The following is a 16,065-nucleotide window of genomic DNA, read 5'->3' as shown; positions in this document are numbered from 1 at the left end:
TCCGCGGCTGGCTTAGCCGATTTTCATCAGGATCGGAAAGGTCTCCTGGAACCAGATCGCCACATTGGTGATGAAACCGGACATGAAGGCAAGACCGGTGAGCACCAAAAGCACGCCCATGAGCTTTTCCACCAGACCGAGATGGCGGCGGAAACGGACGAGGAACCGCATGAAGGAACCGGAAAACGCAGCCGCGATCCAGAACGGCACGGCAAGGCCGAGCGAATAGACCGCAAGCAGCATGGCGCCATCGCCAACCGTATCGCGCGAGGCAGCAATACCGAGGATGGCGCCGAGAACCGGGCCGATGCAGGGCGTCCAGCCAAAGGCAAAGGCCAGACCCATGACATAGGCGCCGGAAAGCGTGGCCGGTTTACCGGCACCCTGAAACCGCGCCTCGCGCGAAAACAGCCCGATGCGGAAGACGCCAAGAAAATTCAGGCCCATCAGGATAATGATGAAACCGCCGATCTTGGCGAGAATATCGAGATTCTGACGCAAAAGCGTACCGATCGTCGAAGCGCCAGCGCCGAGCGCCACGAAGACCGTGGCGAAACCGAGCGTAAAGAAGAAAGCCGAAAACAGCACGGCCTTGCAGATCTCCGGCCGCGGCGCGGTCTCCTCCGTCCTGAACTGCTCGACCGAAACGCCCGCCATGTAACAGAGATAGGGCGGCACCAACGGCAGGACGCAAGGCGACAAAAACGACAGGGCACCGGCCAGAAGCGCGCTGAACAGGGAAATATCGGCAATCAGCAAGAAAGAACTCCAGAATCCGGCAAAGCACTCGCGATTCGTGAGATTCGCTGGCACTTCACGCTCTTGTTTTGGCGCATGTCATTGCTGCAACACGGTTTCACCCGTTTGACCGACATGTCTGAAGCCGCTTTTATCCCCAGTCAGCCCCTCTCTCCAATCACCTTTTCGGGGGTGCGACAAAAAAAACCGGATTGATTGTAGAAACCGCTTTTTTTGGGTTGACCGAACGGATCGCTCTACCTATGTTCCGCGCACTTCCGAAGGGCAACCAAGCCCCGACACGGGAGAGCGTAGCTCAGCCGGTAGAGCAACTGACTTTTAATCAGTAGGTCCAGGGTTCGAATCCCTGCGCTCTCACCACCTTTAATCTTGTTTTTCAATGACTTACGAATGATCCCCATCTTTGATGACGGGATCCTGCACCGAGTCGAGAAAGCTCCGTTCGCGACTTCACGGCGCAAAATTCCCGCACCCATCGCAAGATCGCGTTTGGAATTGAGGGTATCAATACCCGCAGCGAACCACGATCAGACGGCCCGCACCGCAATGATCGCCACTAAAGATAAGCGTACACATACCGCGCAATATTGTCATAGAAACTGGAGAGATAGGCCGGGACCCGCTGGAAGCGGGCGAACTTGCTGCCGCGATATTCGGCGCGGGTACCGACCAGCGTGTCCGGATCGCCGAATGGCAGGAAGTCCTTGTCGGTCACGTAGACATGCGTGCCGTAACCCCAGCCGCATTCCAGCGCCCGGTCAAAAGGCAGCGTCATCGCTCTTGCCGTTTTCAGAAACCGTTCCGCCCCGCCGCGTGAAATGACATAGCAGGCCGACGATCCTTGCGGACCATACACGCAGCGCCCGAGCGTGTCTCCGAGAGCGCTGGTCTTCCTGCCTCTGAAACCGCTGTGGCGGTGATTGGTCAGCTTCACGATGGAATTTTCCGGCATGACTGCGACCAGCGCTTTGACCCGATCGGAGAAGTCAGGCGTGAAGGCAACATCGTCTTCCACGATCACCGCAACGGGCGCATCGGTGGCGAGGAAAATCTCCAGTGCCTTTATGTGGCTGGCGTAACAGCCATATTCTCCGGGCAAGGCATGACGGCCGTTGCGCAGCTCGAAGCCGCGCCTGTTGAAGTCAGTCCATTCGGCAGCGGGAATGTCCTTGCCGTCGACACCTTCCACCGGACGCAGATCCAGCCCGAGACCGGAGGCTCCGTTCAGCATCTTTTCAAGACGCGCACGCGCCCTGGCGATGGAGATGATGTAGACGGGAAAAGCGGAGATCGACAGCATTCAGAAGACACCATGCGCATGGGAGCGGGAAACCGTCTCCTACAGCATGGCGCGCGCCTGTCTGCATATCGCTATTCAAGACCGCAGAATTTCAGGCGCACAACGCACAGGCTTTGATCGCCCGTAAAACCCGGGCGGGCGATTATTTGCGTGGGGCGGTGCGGCGGCAGCGCCAATTCCAGTCTCTGGCTTCACCGGTATCCATGTGAACCGATTCGGTGTGGCAATAGGTGCCGACACCGCCACGCTCAGGAAGCGACCGCAGATAGGACGCAAGCTCCCATTTGGAGACGCCCTTGATCTGGATGTCGGCGGCATCGCAGGTATAGTGCTTCGAACCCTGCCTAATGCCCTTCGGCGGGCGATAACCCGAAGTGACGATGGCCGGGCTGTTATAGTGGCGTTCGACGTCCTTGATCATCTTCACCAGTTCCGGCTTGAAACAGCCGACTTCGACATGATCCGTCTGCAGGAAAAGCCCGTTCGGGGAGACACGGGTCAGGCCGGAGAGCGAGGCGAGCTTCATCAGGCCAGTCGGCTGGTCATCCTCGTCGTCGAGATGCGCATCGTCGAATTCGTCAGACATCACCGAGCGGCCGGAAAGCGCAATACCCATCGTCCTGTCCGGCCCGCCGGGGAGCGCCGCGACCTGCGTATTCTCCGCTGTACCGTTTTCGATCATTTTCGGAAGGCGCTTCTTGGCGGCACCGGCGAAAAAAGCCGCAAGCGTCACGCCCGTGCCTTCACTTTCCTGCCCCGAGCCTGCGCGTTTAGCATCTCCGGAAGGCTGTGCGGCAACGGCAGCCGCCTGTTCCGATGCGTGCTGCGGCACGGGCACCACTTGCCGGTTTTCGCTGTGCTGTTCCGCCGGCACCGGCACCACGACCGGTACTGGTGCGGATACCGGCTGCGGCTGGGCCGCCTGTGCTGGTGCCGAATAAACACTGCTGACGGCGGGGACGATCCCCTGCGATGGCGCGCCGGCTGTGGCGGCAGTACCCGCCGCAACGGCAGGCCTGGTGGAATAGATGCTGGATGTTCCGGCGGAAATCGCCGTCGGTTGCGTCGACAGCCCGCCAATATCGGCGGCGGCGCCATAAGCCTGCGCCGGGCCACCGGGTGTGTGCGGCTGGGCCGGCACGGCCCCGCCGGTTGCCGAGGCCACGGCGGGGTCCACATAATGTCCCTGCTGCTGTTTGGCGGCCGGATTATTGACCGCCGATGCCGCCTGCACCTTCTGCTCGGCGGAGATCGTCGGCTTCTTGGCATTGGCGGCCATGTCGTCATCCGTCACCGCCGAAACGCATCCGGCAAGCCCGAGCAGCGAAACCGCGACAACAAGACGCTGACAGGAAACGCGTCCTTTCGCGCTATCGACAGCTTTCATGGGTGGCCTCCGTATCTTGCATTTACAACAGCAGGACGGGAACGGAATCGTCTGCTTTCTCCAAAACAGGACATGCCGTTTCGATTCGCGGACTATGCCTCAACCTATCCGGACAAGGCAAGAGTGCCCGAAACCGTCGCCGCTGGCCGGTAAAAACCCTACCAGGAACCGGTATTCGGCATAGATATCCACGGTTCGGCTGGTGCGAGGCTTTCGCCCTTTTGCAGGATTTCGAAGGAAATGCCGTCCGGCGAGCGGACGAAGGCCATGTTTCCGTCACGCGGCGGCCGGTTGATCACGATGCCGTTTTGCTGAAGGTGGGCGCAGTAGTCGTAAATATTGTCGACCTCATAGGCCAGGTGCCCGAAATTGCGTCCGCCGGTGTAATCCTCGGTGTCCCAATTGTAGGTGAGTTCGAGGCACGGCGCCTTTTTTTCGCGAGCCGCAGCAATATCGTCGCGCGCGGCAAGAAAAACCAGAGTGAAACGGCCTTTTTCGTTTTCGATCCGGCGTATTTCCTCAAGACCCAGCAGGTCGCAATAGAATTTCATTGATTCGCCAAGGTCTTTGACGCGAACCATCGTGTGCAGATACCGCATTTTCTTCCTCTCCAATACGCATTCCGGGGGCATAAACGCATGATCGCAAGCCCCGGACAAGGACGGCGACATAAAAGCAGCTGAGCAAATCAAAAACTAGGGCTTGCGTGAAACCGTTACCAAGATGTTAATCTGGTACACAGGAATCAGTTGTCCGGTGTATGGCGCGTAATCGAGGGGTTGGCAGGATATGGCTGATAGGATGTCATCGAAAACAATAGTCGATGTCGAGGACCTTTCGGCCGATGCCGTGGACCTGATCGAAATCACTGGTGCCGTAAAATGGTTCGACGTTGCCAAGGGTTTCGGCTTTATCGTGCCTGACAATGGCATGCAGGACGTGCTGCTGCATGTCTCCTGCCTGCGCCGCGACGGATATCAGACCATTCTCGAGGGTACACGTATCGTCGCCCTCATCCAGCGGCGTGATCGCGGCTTTCAGGCTTTCCGTATCCTGTCGATGGATCAGTCCACCGCCATTCACCCGTCGCAGCTGCCGCCGGTGCGCACCCATGTACAGGTAACGCCCTCAAGCGGCCTTGAGCGTGCCATCGTCAAGTGGTTCAACCGCACCAAGGGTTTCGGCTTCTTGACGCGCGGCGAAGGCACCGAGGATATTTTCGTGCATATGGAAACGCTGCGTCGTTTCGGCCTCACGGAACTGCGCCCCGGCCAGGTGGTGCTGGTGCGTTTCGGCGATGGCGACAAGGGTTTGATGGCGGCGGAAATCCACCCCGACAACCCGGCTCCGATCGGGATGTCCCACTAATGACCGTCCTGTTTCGCAACATGATCAAGAGCGCCGTTCTGGCGCTTCTTTTTTTCACGCTTGCAGGCGTTGCGCAGGCTCAGCAGTTGCAGACATTCCAGTCCGAGCCGCTGACGATAGAAACCGCCTCCGGAGAAGTCCACGAATTCGCAGCGGAACTGGCGCTCGACAACGACCAGCGCGAACAGGGCCTGATGTTCCGCAAGTCCATGCCGCTTGAAAGCGGTATGTTGTTCGACTTCGGCAAGGAGCGCGACGTGGCCATGTGGATGAGGAACACTCTCATTCCGCTCGACATGCTGTTCATCGCCCAGGACGGGCGCATCACCCATATCCACGAAAACGCGGTTCCCCATTCGGAAGCGATCATCAGCTCCCGCGGGGCGGTAAAATTCGTGCTGGAATTGAATGGCGGCACTGCCAAACGCTACGGCATCAAACCGGGCGACATGGTCCGCAGTGCGCAAATCGGCAACCGGAAATGACGTTGCCGCGTTACTGCGTCTGAAACAAGCCGGACGATGTTTCGCCCGGCTGACACGATGTCAGTAGACCGGCTCGATATGGCTCAAAATCCGGCAATTGGAAATGGATGCGGCAAGATTGATGGCGATGTCGATCGCCTCGACCGAATCGGCCGTTCCCTCAAGATAGATCACGTCATTTTCGACGCTTGCGGAAATCCGCGACTTCTCAAGACCCGACTCGAAGGCCAGCGCCGAGGTGATCGCCTCGCATACACCCGCCATGCGGTCTCCAAAGAAGCTTTCCTGAATGCCTGACAAATTGAACATGTGCGTTCTCCTTCTTACGGATATTACAACGCCCGAATCGCGGTTTTGTTCATCTCCGGTTCATCATTCCGTTCATCTTCCATTCATCTTGGCAAATTGAAACCCCCTGACCGATCACATTTTAGGTGATCGGGAACCATTTCGTGAGGTGAGCATTTCGCGCATGGGAATGAAGTTTGCCGTCAAGGCGCGTGAAACAGGGAGGAAATGACATGCTGATTAACAGAACGGAGCCGTGTCACCACGCCTTGTGGATGAAGCCGGTGGCGATCCACCTGCCGCTGTCCGCAGCCGTGGAGATCTACAGCCCTCTGGTCGCGCTGGACATGCTGATGTACCGCTGGCCAGAGGAACACGGCCCCGAATATGAAGACGCGCGCAGGAACTGCCTCGATGCCATCGCCGGAAAGTGCGACATCGAAAAAGCGCGGGAATCGTTTCTCGTCGCAAGCAGCCACGCGCATATTCTGAACATCCACTAGGGCGTAATGCCGATCGTTGAGTACGTATTCTCGACACAATATCAGTAGCTTACGTTGGTGATATCCGGATGATCGACAGGCCGTCGATCAGCGTTCATCACCATGCCGCCAAAGGTCAAAAAAAGGGCGATCCAGTGACATGGATCGCCCGTTCGGTTGAAGCGCTGCTTCGTCCTGATCAAATCACCAGGCGCAGAGGGATCGGGACGTTGGCGTCAAATATACCGTCTCGATTTTACGCCAGCACAGGCCGTCCATATGCGGATAGATTTCGTTCGTCCAATCGGTGTTTTGACGTAACCGTTCCTGATAGCGCGTCACACCCGCCTCGTCCTGGTGGCATTCGAACCAGACAAAAACGGTCTCTCCTTCGCGAACCGGCAGCCGGCGAAAACCGTTCGCGCTTTGCTCGGTAACAAACGCGGCATCAACCCGTGCGCCCGCTTCCTGAATGACCGGGAGTGCGCGATCGAAAAAGTAACGCGCGAAATCGCCGTCTTTCCCGGGCGCCAGCGAACAGGTATTCGCGATGACGATGCCTCCCGCCTGTGGCCGCTGCGTCTCCTCTTCCCTCGACACATTGCCCGCGAAGGGCTGCACGGCACCGGCCGATTTCAGCAGCAGCACATTGTCCGAGTTGAGCATGGTTGCGTTTGCTTCCGACCCGAATTGTTTCCAGATGGGTCCCGTATAGAAGGATTGAAGCGCTTCCGTCCGTGCTTCCATGTCCCGGAAAGAGCGCACCCAGACGAAAGCATCGGGATCGTCAAGATCACGAAACTCGGCCACGACACCCATGCCCAACGCTTCCTGCGGCTCAACAAATTCCCTGTCGAACAGGCTGATCAATGGCTCCCGGCCTCCGGGGAGGAGCCGATAGCGGCGGAGTTCAAATATCGTGTGGGGTTCCATTTTTTCTCCTGACAGGTCAATCGTCCTGTTTTAAAAAGAGGATGATTGACCTGTTTTGTCAAGATGCTATTGTGCGCAAAATTCCTTTGGAGGTGCATGATCGAAAACAGAAGAACAAATGACCCTCAGGGCGTGCGCCGCCGCATCGTCGACACCGCCTATGATGCCTTCGTCAGACAGGGTTACATCGCAACCGGGATGATGGAGATCCGCGAAAAGGCTTCCGTGTCCGGCGGTGCCATGGCGCATCATTTTCCGGCAAAACGCGAACTCGGGCTGGCGGTTATCCGCGATCGGGTGAGCCACGCCGTTCAGCAGACGTGGATTGAGCCGCTGGATACATGTGTCGATGCGCCTGCCGCCATCGCTATGATTTTCGAGGGTATAATCGGCGAATTGGCCGACAAGGGCGCGGTTTCCGGCTGTCCGCTCAACAACATGGCTATGGAAGTCTCCCCCCATGATCCGGAAATGCGTGTTGCTCTCGGTGAAATTTTCACTACATGGCACGATGCCTTGTCTGCAAAACTTCAGGCTGACCTAGCGTCAGGACGCGCAAGCGACATCGACCCGAACCGTCTGGCGACGCTGGTAATCGCCACCTATTCCGGTGCCATGGCGATGGCAAAAGCACATCAGAATGTTCGTCCGCTGGTCGATTCCCGGACGGAACTGGCAGCACTTCTGGCACTGAAATATCATGCGGCGCCTCCTGCCGGTTAACGCGCCGTTTTCAGCTCATCAGAGATGGTTTGACCCCGCTTCTCCGCCATTGCTCGCCTGGACACCCAAGGCCACACCCTGCCCTACTGCGGGCGATGACATGTAACTGTCACTCAAACGTTATAATCCGCAGTGACGAATTCCATGGAATCGGTTGGCGGAAAAACCGCTGAGAGCTTGGGAGTGGAACTGGCCAGCATGGAAACTGTTTTTGCCCTTTGCGCAATTCTCCTCCTCGCCTTCAATCTTCTCGGCGTCGTTCTGGCCGGCTGGCGCCTGACGCGGCACGACACGGAAAGCGCGCTTGTGCGGCAAAAACCGCCGGTCTCGCTGGTGGTACCGCTACGCGGCGTCGAAAACTTCACGCCACTCACACTGTCACGGGCGTTTCAGCTCAACTGGCCGGATTACGAATTGCTGTTCTGCGTCGCCGACGAATTCGATCCGGTCATCGAAGAAGTACGCAAGGCAAGCGCCGCTTTCCCGGCGGTTTCGGCACAATTGCTCATCGGCGATGACCGCATCAGCGCCAATCCGAAACTGAACAATTGCGTCAAGGGCTGGCGCGCTGCCCGGCACGAATGGGTCATTCTTGCCGATTCTGAACGTGCTGATGCCGCAGTCCTATATCGCAACGATGATGTCGGCCTGGCGACGCGATAGCGGACTGGTCTGCTCGCCGCCGCTCGGCTCCCGGCCCACGGGCTTCTGGGCGCATGTGGAATGCGCCTTCCTCAACGGCTCGCAAGGCCGCTGGCAATATGCGGCCGAAGCGATCGGCATGGGCTTCGCGCAGGGCAAGTCGATGTTGTGGAACAAGCCGTTTCTGGAAGAACGTGGCGGCATTCGCGCTCTGGCCGCCGAAATCGCCGAAGACGCCGCCTCCACGAAACTGGTCAGAAACGCCGGCCGCAAGGTGCATCTGGTCTCGGCCCCGTTCGAACAGCCGCTCGGCCAGCGCCATGCCGGTGAGATCTGGTCGCGGCAGACCCGCTGGGCACGGCTGCGGCGCGTGACCTTCCCGCAATATTTCGCCCCGGAAATCCTGACAGGCGCGCTGCCCCCGCTTCTCTTCGCACTCGCTGCCGCCGTTGTCGCGGATGCGAATCTTGCCGTCACCGCTATTGCCGTTCTCGCCATCATGTATGGTCCGGAACTGGCGCTTGCCGCCTTCAACCGGTGGCCTGTGTCCATCTACACACTGCCTGCCATGATCGCGCGGGATGTCATCATGCCATTCGTCTGGGCACGCAGCTGGATCGGCAGCGCAGTCGCCTGGCGCGGCAATGTCATGACGATCGGCACAGCCGAAAGCACATTGGCCGGCCCATCGGCGGATTGAACGAAAGCTTTTCTTTGAGGGGGTTACGCCAACAAGCGAATGTTTCGCTTTAAATGGTCGGAGTGGAGAGATTCGAACTCCCGACCCTCTGGTCCCAAACCAGATGCGCTACCAGACTGCGCTACACTCCGCCGAGGCGATGGCTGGGGAATACACGGTTCACCCGAAGTCCGCAACAGGGAAATTCATCTTTGTTCAGCCCATTGTCTCTATCGTGGAAAACTCATGCAAAACGGCAGGACCGCGAATAGGCAGCAAGGGATAATCGTCTTGACTCTCACATGAAGTCAGTCCATTTCAAATTCAGCGTTCCTGACACGATTTGGTTATTCTATTCAGGTACGTGAATAGTAATCTGGGGCGAGACGCCCCGCCGCCCAACCGGAGCAGTTTCGACATGTCTGCGAAGATTTACCGCCCTGCAAAGACCGCCATGCAATCCGGCACGGCGAAAACCAATGTCTGGGTTCTGGAATTCGACGCCGAGGTCCCGCGCAAGATCGATCCGATCATGGGATACACCTCAACAACCGACATGAAGCAGCAGGTCAAGCTGACATTCGAGACGCAGGAACAGGCCGAAGCCTATGCACAGCGCAAGGGCATCGAATACCGCGTCATCCAGCCGAAAGAAGCCACCCGCAAGGTTGTTTCCTACACGGACAATTTCCGTTTCAGCCGCACCCAGCCCTGGACGCATTGAAGACGACGCACTGAACGATTTTCCGCCGGAGTATCATACCCGGTAGACGGCCCCTTAGCTCAACTGGATAGAGCAACTGCCTTCTAAGCAGTAGGTCGCAGGTTCGAGTCCTGCAGGGGTCGCCACTTCTTCTCACATTATCCGTGAATGACTGGTTTGGGTCCTATCGCAGACACGGTATCAGTCTGGGCTTGCACCTCGGCTATTCTTTATCTTTCTCCATCTCAGGAGATAACCAAAGCCCGGTCCAATCAGCATCCCGCCTATAACCCACTCGGCCAAAGTCAGGGGTCGCTCATCCGGATCGTGGCCAGTCACGTAAAGGAAGAGAAAAAACGCGACCACGCCGCAAATCAAGAGTGTGACCGGAAAAAACAGACTGTTGCGAAAGTCGCTCATATAACCCACCTCCCTTAGCGATGTTGATAACGGTATTGGGTATGAACCTGTTGGCAAGTGGCTTTTATAGTAACGATGGCAAATGATGACACGAGCATCTCTGCGCCAACTGCCGTCATTGGAATAATGACAATTCAAGAGCGCTAACGCCGCCCGCTTCGGCAAACTCCTTCGCCCTACCCCTGCCCGAAAAACGTGAAATACCCCCAGGCGGCCACGAAAAATGCGATGATGGCGGCGATTGTCAGGGCTTTTTTCGATTTCGGCCCGAGCGGCTGGCGCGGTTTTTTCGGCGGTGCCGGTTTGCGGAACTTCACCACATTGTCGTTCATTCTATCATCGTCCTGCATGTCGCTGCTGAAACCGGCGCCACCTCAATGGCATCGGCCTTTCCAGATTTATATCTACCAGATCAGAGCTATCATAAATATTACCAAGTTTTCACTTCCCCCTTTGGGCAAGCTATGTCACTTCCCACAATCAGAGGAATACAAACAGCGATAGACGGACCGGAAAACAGGGGTGGAAACAATCCTCTGTAGTATTTTGAATTTTGCGGGTGATGAAAATGAATGACGCCAACACCAATGGTCGCGACACGGAAAACAGCCAGCCCGATCTGCGCGACATTCTGGGCGCAAACAGGTCAGGCAGGAAGAAGAAGTCGCGCCGTTATCTCTATGCCGCAGCAGCCCTCGTGCTGATCGGTGGCGGCCTTGGCTATTATTACCAGTCGCGTGCCGCAGGCGTCGCCTACACCTACACCACGGAAGCGGCGCGGCAGGGTGATCTTTCCGTCATAGTCACCTCCACCGGCTCGGTGCAGCCGACGGATCAGGTCGATATATCGAGCGAATTGTCCGGCACCGTGCGCAAGGTCAACGTTACCTACAACACGCCGGTCAAATCAGGTGATATCCTGGCGGAACTGGACACCAACAAGCTGGAGGCCGACGTGCAGAGCGCCCGCGCCAAGCTTGCCTCCGCCAAAGCCAACGTGCTGAAGGCGCGCGCCGATCTCGGCTCGGCAAAGACCTCGATGGAGCGTCTGCGGTCCCTCGTGCAGAACCGGGTGTCCAGCCAGCAGGATCTGGATGCCGCGCAGTTCAGCCATGATGCCGCCGCCGCCACGCTGCAGGTCAACGAGGCGACCGTGCTTTCCGCCGAAGCGGATTTGCGGCTCGCCGAGGTCAATCTCGGCAAAGCGAAGATCGTCTCGCCCATCGATGGTGTCATCCTCACCCGCAGCGTCGATCCCGGCGCCACCGTCGCCTCCTCGCTCAACGCCCCGGTTCTTTTCACCATCGCCGGCGATCTGCGCCATATGGAATTGCAGGTGTCAGTGGATGAGGCCGATGTCGGCAAGGTCGAGACCGGGCAGAAGGCCACCTTCAACGTCGATGCCTATCCCGACCGCAGCTTCCCGGCGGAGATCGAAACCGTGCGTTTCGCTTCCGAGACGGTGTCGAACGTAGTGACCTACAAGGGCATATTGACTGTCGACAATGAGGAATTGCTGCTTCGCCCCGGCATGACGGCGACGGCCAATATCATTGTCGAGGAAATCAAGGACACGCTGCTGGTGCCGAATTCGGCGCTTCGTTATACGCCGCCGCGCGAATCCGCCTCCCGTGGCGGTGGGTTGATGAGCCTGTTCCGCCCTCCCCGCATGGGTCGGTCGCAGAACCGCGATGCCAGCCAGGCGGCAACGGGTAAAAGAACGGTCTGGGTGCTGCGCAACAATGCACCGGTATCGGTTCCGATCGAAACCGGCTCCACCGATGGCCAGCATACCGTGGTAAAATCGGGCGAGTTGAAAGCCGACGATCTGGTGATTACCGACGCAACGGCCCGTAACGCCGGCTGACGGAGGAAAACCGCATGCAACAGCCGCCGCTCATCGAATTCCGCAACGTCGTCAAGCAATATGGCCGTGGCGAAGCGACGATCCACGCGCTTGATGGCGTCAGCCTGTCCATTCGCGAGAAGGAATTCGTCGCCATCATGGGTCCATCCGGCTCGGGCAAATCCACCTCGATGAACATCATCGGCTGTCTGGATGTGCCGACGGCAGGCGAATATCTGTTTCAGGGCGTGCCGACCAGCGGTTTCGACAATGAACACCTGACGCTGCTGCGCCGCCATATGCTGGGTTTCGTGTTTCAGGGTTTCAATCTTCTCTCACGCACCTCAGCGGTGGAAAATGTCGAGCTGCCGCTGATCTATCGCGGCATGAAGGCCTCGGAACGGCGCGCACGCGCCATGGAGGCGCTGGCACAGGTGGGACTGAAGGGCCGCGAGGATCATACCACGCAGGAGCTTTCCGGCGGTCAGCAGCAGCGTGTGGCCATTGCAAGGGCCATTGTCACCCGCCCCGCCCTGCTTCTGGCTGACGAGCCGACCGGCAATCTCGATACGAAAACCAGCGCCGAGATCATGGAGCTGATCACCGCGCTCAACCGCGACAGGGGCATTACGGTCGTCATGGTCACGCATGAAGAGGATATCGCCGCCCATGCCGGCCGCCTCCTGCGCTTCGTCGATGGGCATCTTGCCTCAGACAGCGCGGCGGAAGAAAAGGAGACATCCGATGTTCTTTGAAACGTCGCGTCTTGCGTTGCGCGCCATCAGCCGCAACCTGTTGCGCTCATTCCTCACCGTGCTCGGCGTCGTCATCGGCGTCGCCGCCGTCATCGCCATGGTCACCATCGGCAACGGCACGACCGAACAGGTGAAATCGGAACTGTCGCGGCTCGGCACCAATATGCTGTTCGTGCGCCCCGGCCAATTCGGCCCCGGCCGCGCCAGCACCGAGGCCAAACGCTTCGATGACCGCGATGTCGAGGCCATCCGCAACCAGATATCAGGCATTCGTGCCGTTGCCCCACAAAACCGCAGCTCCGCCGCGACAGTCATTTTCGGCGGCAAGAACCACCAGACCAGCGTCATCGGCACCACCAATGATTATCTCGTGGCACAGGATTGGACGATTGCGCTCGGCCGCGACTTCCAGCCGGCTGAAGATCGCGGCGGGCAGATCGGCTGCATCATCGGTGAAACGGTGCGGCAGGAACTGTTCGGTGCGGAAAACCCTGTCGGACAGACGATCCGCGTCAGCAACATCTCCTGCCCCGTCATCGGCGTTCTGGCGAGAAAAGGCCAATCCGGCCTCGGTGACGATCAGGACGACACGATCATCATGCCGCTGAAGATCCACCAGCGGCGCATCGGCGGCACCACCACCATTTCCTCGATCATGGTCTCGGCACAGGATGGCGTTTCGACCGCAAAGGTGCAGAGCGACCTGCAGAACCTGCTCAGGGAACGCCGCCGCATCGGCATCGGCCGCGAGGATGATTTCACCGTCAACGACATGACGCAGATTGCCTCCGCCATGACCGGCACGACGACGCTGCTGACCGGGCTTCTGGGCGCGGTCGCCGCCGTCAGCCTTCTGGTCGGCGGTATCGGCATCATGAACATTATGCTGGTTTCGGTGACGGAACGCACCCGCGAGATCGGCATTCGCCTCGCTATCGGCGCGCTGGAGAAACAGGTGCTGACGCAGTTTCTGGTGGAAGCGGTGATGCTCTCCGCCTTCGGCGGCACCGTCGGCATCCTGACCGGCCTTGGCCTTGCCTATGGCGTCGTCAACTATCTCAACGTGCCCTTCGTCACCAGCCCGTCGATCATCCTCCTCGCCTTCGCCTTCTCGGCGGCCATCGGGGTGATTTTCGGCTATTTCCCGGCACGGCGGGCAGCGAGTTTGAGCCCCATCGAAGCGCTGCGGCACGAGTGAAACGGATACTTTAAGTTTCTGAAAAAGCGAGGGTAAAACAGGCGCCCTTCACATGGATCGCGCCATTGTGCAGCTCCATGATTTCCTTCACGAGATTAAGTCCGAGGCCGGTTCCGGAACTGCTGGGCAGAAGCCGATTGAACGGTTCAAAGATGTCCTCCAGATTTTCCGGGGGTATTCCCTTTCCCTCGTCCGAGACTGTGATCGAGCGGTTTTTCGAAACCGTGACCCGGATGGTTCCCGCGCCACCGCCATGATCGATGGCATTCTGGATGAGGTTGGTGACTGCGCGTTCGATAGCCATCTGGTCGCCCTGGACAACGACTTTGTCGCCGTCCGGCTCAAAGGACATTTCATAACCCGCTGCAAATGCCAGAGGGGCAAGATCGAGCACGACGCGACCGGCAACGTCAACGAGATCGACAGGCAGACGCTGTACGGAAGCGTGATTGAGCCTTTGAAGATCGAGAAGCTGGCCGCTCAGATTTGCCAATCTCGACGTATCCTGCAAAAGTCGCGTCTTTTCAGGGCTTTGAGGCAAAGCCGCGATACGCGCGCTCAAAATCGCAACCGGCGTCCTCAATTCGTGAGCGGCCTGCGCCAGAAAACGGTCGCGGATCGCGTGTCCCTTGTCCAGCCGGCTCAACGCATCATTGATCGCCGTGACAAGCGGCCGGATTTCATCCGGAACTTCGCTCGCCGATATGCGAACTCCCCTTTTGTCATAGGTGATTTGCCCGGCCTGATCGGCAGCCTGTTTGATACCCGTCAGGGCAAACCGGACGACGAGCGGCGTCATCGCGAGAGCGGCCAGAACCATTGCCGCCAGAACCGGAAAGATAACCGTCAGCATTCCCGCGGAGATTCCCGTCAGCAGTCGCTTGACCGAAATCCGGCCTTGCGTGCCGGTGAATATCTGCACGTCGCCGGCTTCTGTTTCCTGCCATTTGACAATCGCATCCGGGCGATTGGCGCGTCCGGACTGATTGGTCAGCCGCGCATCGCTCACATGGTCCAATATGGCCACGGTTTGCGCAAACGCCGGAGGAATGACGCCCTCAACGAGTTCCTGACCGTTTCTGTCGCGCACGACAAACCAGAGGTCATGCACGTCGGCCCGCAACTGTTTTAAATCAGGGGTTTCGACAAGCGCCAGCTTGCCATCGTGATCGCGAATGAGAGCATCCTTGAGCACATCGATATTGCCGCCCTCATAGTCCTCGATCAGGTAGCCCGAACCCCAGAGACCACCGACGATGACGGCCAGCACGGACATGATGATAAGAGTTTCAAAGATGACCAGACGGCTGACGAGACGCCATTTCAGCGATCGGGCGCTCCAGAGCCTCATTCCGTTTCCCGCAACAGGTATCCAAGCCCCCTGACGCCGTTGATCGTCACGCCGGCATTCGCATCCGACAGTTTGCGGCGCACCCGGGAGATATGCGTGTCGAGTGCGTTTGAATCAATTTCGTCATTCATGCCGAAAACGGCCTCCATGAGCGTCTCACGTTGCACCATGCGGCCCATGCGCCGCGACAGGGCTTCGAGTACGAGAACCTCCCGCCGCGGCATTTCAACCCGCTCGCCGGAAACCCATGCCTCACGATGCGCGAAGTCAAACTCCAGAGCGCCGATCTTCGCCACGTCCGGCGCCAGGCTGGATGGCCGGCGCAGCAGAGCGCGAACCCGGGCAAGCAGCTCTTCAATCGCAAAAGGTTTTCCAAGATAGTCGTCGGCACCGTTTTGCAGACCCGCAACCCGATCATCGAGATCGCCTCTGGCCGTCAATACGAGCACAGGAATGGTTTGTCCCCTCGCCCGCAATCTCGGCACCAGTGACAAACCATCGCCATCGGGAAGTTGACGGTCAAGCACCAGAACATCGTGCACATTCTCTTTCAGCATGTGTTCGGCAGCTCCAATCGTTGAAACGCTGTCAACAATCATGTTTTGCCGAGTGAGAACGTTGCAAAGAGCGACCACCATCTCCTCTTCATCCTCCACCAACAATACCCGCATCTCGGCCCCCGGTGTCCGTTGATTGTTCAATCGAGCGCTAATATCGCCTTGTACATTGAGGCTACCTTGCATGGA

At 58.4% G+C, this 16,065-nt stretch carries 18 protein-coding genes, 3 tRNA genes and 1 pseudogene; 11 read left to right on the top strand and 11 right to left on the bottom strand.

The window, feature by feature from the left end; translation table 11 throughout:
• Positions 1-12: 12 nt before the first annotated feature.
• The gene (locus RBH10_RS13895; protein ID WP_306180656.1) at positions 13-759 is read right to left on the bottom strand and encodes a cytochrome c biogenesis CcdA family protein; all 747 of its coding nucleotides are present in this window, start codon (positions 757-759) and stop codon (positions 13-15) included.
• A gap of 284 nt (positions 760-1,043) precedes the next feature.
• Here RBH10_RS13895 and RBH10_RS13890 point away from each other — a divergent pair.
• Positions 1,044-1,119: transfer RNA gene (locus RBH10_RS13890), tRNA-Lys, on the top strand.
• A gap of 196 nt (positions 1,120-1,315) precedes the next feature.
• Here RBH10_RS13890 and RBH10_RS13885 read toward each other — a convergent pair.
• From RBH10_RS13885 to RBH10_RS13875, 3 genes are all read right to left on the bottom strand, one after another.
• Positions 1,316-2,059, bottom strand: coding sequence for a glycosyltransferase family 25 protein (locus RBH10_RS13885; protein WP_281036820.1), 744 nt, complete (start codon positions 2,057-2,059; stop codon positions 1,316-1,318).
• Between the two features lie 142 nt (positions 2,060-2,201).
• Positions 2,202-3,446 (bottom strand): YcbK family protein, encoded by a 1,245-nt coding sequence (locus RBH10_RS13880; RefSeq protein ID WP_281036821.1) that lies wholly within the window; start codon positions 3,444-3,446, stop codon positions 2,202-2,204.
• A 158-nt stretch (positions 3,447-3,604) separates the two neighbouring features.
• Complete coding sequence (locus tag RBH10_RS13875; RefSeq protein ID WP_045017251.1) at positions 3,605-4,045, bottom strand: VOC family protein; 441 nt, start codon at positions 4,043-4,045, stop codon at positions 3,605-3,607.
• A 190-nt stretch (positions 4,046-4,235) separates the two neighbouring features.
• On the opposite strand from RBH10_RS13875, the gene RBH10_RS13870 reads away from it, so the two are divergent.
• Both RBH10_RS13870 and RBH10_RS13865 read left to right on the top strand, forming a co-directional pair.
• Complete coding sequence (locus RBH10_RS13870; protein ID WP_045017249.1) at positions 4,236-4,814, top strand: cold-shock protein; 579 nt, start codon at positions 4,236-4,238, stop codon at positions 4,812-4,814.
• The gene (locus tag RBH10_RS13865; protein WP_281036822.1) at positions 4,814-5,299 is read left to right on the top strand and encodes a DUF192 domain-containing protein; all 486 of its coding nucleotides are present in this window, start codon (positions 4,814-4,816) and stop codon (positions 5,297-5,299) included. The genes RBH10_RS13870 and RBH10_RS13865 overlap by 1 nt, the downstream gene beginning before the upstream one ends.
• A 60-nt stretch (positions 5,300-5,359) precedes the next feature.
• On the opposite strand, the gene RBH10_RS13860 is transcribed toward RBH10_RS13865, so the two are convergent.
• Positions 5,360-5,608, bottom strand: a complete 249-nt coding sequence (locus RBH10_RS13860) for a BON domain-containing protein (protein ID WP_003507987.1) — start codon at positions 5,606-5,608, stop codon at positions 5,360-5,362.
• 212 nt (positions 5,609-5,820) lie between these two features.
• Here RBH10_RS13860 and RBH10_RS13855 point away from each other — a divergent pair, with 212 nt between their 5' ends.
• Positions 5,821-6,090: a DUF982 domain-containing protein gene (locus RBH10_RS13855; protein ID WP_045017246.1), complete on the top strand. Its 270-nt coding sequence runs from the start codon at positions 5,821-5,823 to the stop codon at positions 6,088-6,090.
• A gap of 183 nt (positions 6,091-6,273) precedes the next feature.
• Here RBH10_RS13855 and RBH10_RS13850 read toward each other — a convergent pair whose 3' ends face one another.
• Entirely contained in the window at positions 6,274-7,002 is a 729-nt protein-coding gene (locus RBH10_RS13850; protein WP_281036823.1) for an NIPSNAP family protein, read from the bottom strand.
• A 96-nt stretch (positions 7,003-7,098) separates the two neighbouring features.
• Between RBH10_RS13850 and RBH10_RS13845 the strand changes: the two genes are divergently transcribed.
• Positions 7,099-7,725, top strand: coding sequence for a TetR/AcrR family transcriptional regulator (locus tag RBH10_RS13845; RefSeq protein WP_281036824.1), 627 nt, complete (start codon positions 7,099-7,101; stop codon positions 7,723-7,725).
• Between the two features lie 198 nt (positions 7,726-7,923).
• Positions 7,924-9,067: pseudogene (locus RBH10_RS13840) on the top strand (ceramide glucosyltransferase).
• A 54-nt stretch (positions 9,068-9,121) separates the two neighbouring features.
• On the opposite strand, the gene RBH10_RS13835 reads toward RBH10_RS13840, so the two are convergent.
• Positions 9,122-9,198 (bottom strand) — tRNA-Pro (locus tag RBH10_RS13835).
• 266 nt (positions 9,199-9,464) lie between these two features.
• Between RBH10_RS13835 and RBH10_RS13830 the strand changes: the two genes are divergently transcribed.
• Both RBH10_RS13830 and RBH10_RS13825 read left to right on the top strand, forming a co-directional pair.
• The gene (locus tag RBH10_RS13830) at positions 9,465-9,770 is read left to right on the top strand and encodes an ETC complex I subunit (RefSeq protein ID WP_045017240.1); all 306 of its coding nucleotides are present in this window, start codon (positions 9,465-9,467) and stop codon (positions 9,768-9,770) included.
• Positions 9,771-9,818: 48 nt separating this feature from the next.
• Positions 9,819-9,895: transfer RNA gene (locus tag RBH10_RS13825), tRNA-Arg, on the top strand.
• Between the two features lie 55 nt (positions 9,896-9,950).
• Here RBH10_RS13825 and RBH10_RS13820 read toward each other — a convergent pair.
• Positions 9,951-10,169 carry a hypothetical protein gene (locus RBH10_RS13820; RefSeq protein WP_306180654.1) on the bottom strand — a complete coding sequence of 73 codons (219 nt, stop codon included), beginning with the start codon at positions 10,167-10,169 and terminating at the stop codon, positions 9,951-9,953.
• 176 nt (positions 10,170-10,345) lie between these two features.
• Positions 10,346-10,501: a hypothetical protein gene (locus RBH10_RS13815; protein WP_281036826.1), complete on the bottom strand. Its 156-nt coding sequence runs from the start codon at positions 10,499-10,501 to the stop codon at positions 10,346-10,348.
• Positions 10,502-10,737: 236 nt separating this feature from the next.
• On the opposite strand from RBH10_RS13815, the gene RBH10_RS13810 reads away from it, so the two are divergent.
• From RBH10_RS13810 to RBH10_RS13800, 3 genes are read left to right on the top strand one after another with little or no spacing between them, the layout of a single operon-like run.
• Positions 10,738-12,036, top strand: a complete 1,299-nt coding sequence (locus RBH10_RS13810; protein ID WP_281036827.1) for an efflux RND transporter periplasmic adaptor subunit — start codon at positions 10,738-10,740, stop codon at positions 12,034-12,036.
• Positions 12,037-12,050: 14 nt separating this feature from the next.
• Complete coding sequence (locus RBH10_RS13805; protein WP_281036828.1) at positions 12,051-12,770, top strand: ABC transporter ATP-binding protein; 720 nt, start codon at positions 12,051-12,053, stop codon at positions 12,768-12,770.
• Positions 12,760-13,968 (top strand): ABC transporter permease, encoded by a 1,209-nt coding sequence (locus RBH10_RS13800; RefSeq protein ID WP_045017235.1) that lies wholly within the window; start codon positions 12,760-12,762, stop codon positions 13,966-13,968. Before RBH10_RS13805 ends, RBH10_RS13800 begins: the two co-directional genes overlap by 11 nt.
• A gap of 10 nt (positions 13,969-13,978) precedes the next feature.
• On the opposite strand, the gene RBH10_RS13795 is transcribed toward RBH10_RS13800, so the two are convergent.
• Both RBH10_RS13795 and RBH10_RS13790 read right to left on the bottom strand, forming a co-directional pair.
• On the bottom strand, positions 13,979-15,319 hold the full coding sequence (locus RBH10_RS13795) for a HAMP domain-containing sensor histidine kinase (protein WP_281036829.1): 1,341 nt from the start codon (positions 15,317-15,319) through the stop codon (positions 13,979-13,981).
• Complete coding sequence (locus RBH10_RS13790) at positions 15,316-15,990, bottom strand: response regulator transcription factor (protein WP_045017232.1); 675 nt, start codon at positions 15,988-15,990, stop codon at positions 15,316-15,318. The genes RBH10_RS13795 and RBH10_RS13790 overlap by 4 nt, the downstream gene beginning before the upstream one ends.
• Positions 15,991-16,065 lie beyond the last annotated feature (75 nt).

It is taken from the genome of Rhizobium sp. AN73, assembly GCF_030757975.1.
Lineage (GTDB): Bacteria > Pseudomonadota > Alphaproteobacteria > Rhizobiales > Rhizobiaceae > Agrobacterium > Agrobacterium arsenijevicii.
The sequence above is the reverse complement of the archived record's forward strand: the minus strand, read 5'-3'. Positions and strand labels throughout refer to the sequence as shown.

Excerpts from the sequence above, each read along its gene's own strand:
- RBH10_RS13885 (WP_281036820.1), bottom strand. The coding sequence starts at position 2,059 with ATGCTGTCGATCTCCGCTTTTCCCGTCTACATCATCTCCATCGCCAGG.
- RBH10_RS13880 (WP_281036821.1), bottom strand. The coding sequence starts at position 3,446 with ATGAAAGCTGTCGATAGCGCGAAAGGACGCGTTTCCTGTCAGCGTCTT.
- RBH10_RS13875 (WP_045017251.1), bottom strand. The coding sequence starts at position 4,045 with ATGCGGTATCTGCACACGATGGTTCGCGTCAAAGACCTTGGCGAATCA.
- RBH10_RS13870 (WP_045017249.1), top strand. The coding sequence starts at position 4,236 with ATGGCTGATAGGATGTCATCGAAAACAATAGTCGATGTCGAGGACCTT.
- RBH10_RS13865 (WP_281036822.1), top strand. The coding sequence starts at position 4,814 with ATGACCGTCCTGTTTCGCAACATGATCAAGAGCGCCGTTCTGGCGCTT.
- RBH10_RS13860 (WP_003507987.1), bottom strand. The coding sequence starts at position 5,608 with ATGTTCAATTTGTCAGGCATTCAGGAAAGCTTCTTTGGAGACCGCATG.
- RBH10_RS13855 (WP_045017246.1), top strand. The coding sequence starts at position 5,821 with ATGCTGATTAACAGAACGGAGCCGTGTCACCACGCCTTGTGGATGAAG.
- RBH10_RS13850 (WP_281036823.1), bottom strand. The coding sequence starts at position 7,002 with ATGGAACCCCACACGATATTTGAACTCCGCCGCTATCGGCTCCTCCCC.
- RBH10_RS13845 (WP_281036824.1), top strand. The coding sequence starts at position 7,099 with ATGATCGAAAACAGAAGAACAAATGACCCTCAGGGCGTGCGCCGCCGC.
- RBH10_RS13830 (WP_045017240.1), top strand. The coding sequence starts at position 9,465 with ATGTCTGCGAAGATTTACCGCCCTGCAAAGACCGCCATGCAATCCGGC.
- RBH10_RS13820 (WP_306180654.1), bottom strand. The coding sequence starts at position 10,169 with ATGAGCGACTTTCGCAACAGTCTGTTTTTTCCGGTCACACTCTTGATT.
- RBH10_RS13815 (WP_281036826.1), bottom strand. The coding sequence starts at position 10,501 with ATGAACGACAATGTGGTGAAGTTCCGCAAACCGGCACCGCCGAAAAAA.
- RBH10_RS13810 (WP_281036827.1), top strand. The coding sequence starts at position 10,738 with ATGAATGACGCCAACACCAATGGTCGCGACACGGAAAACAGCCAGCCC.
- RBH10_RS13805 (WP_281036828.1), top strand. The coding sequence starts at position 12,051 with ATGCAACAGCCGCCGCTCATCGAATTCCGCAACGTCGTCAAGCAATAT.
- RBH10_RS13800 (WP_045017235.1), top strand. The coding sequence starts at position 12,760 with ATGTTCTTTGAAACGTCGCGTCTTGCGTTGCGCGCCATCAGCCGCAAC.
- RBH10_RS13795 (WP_281036829.1), bottom strand. The coding sequence starts at position 15,319 with ATGAGGCTCTGGAGCGCCCGATCGCTGAAATGGCGTCTCGTCAGCCGT.
- RBH10_RS13790 (WP_045017232.1), bottom strand. The coding sequence starts at position 15,990 with ATGCGGGTATTGTTGGTGGAGGATGAAGAGGAGATGGTGGTCGCTCTT.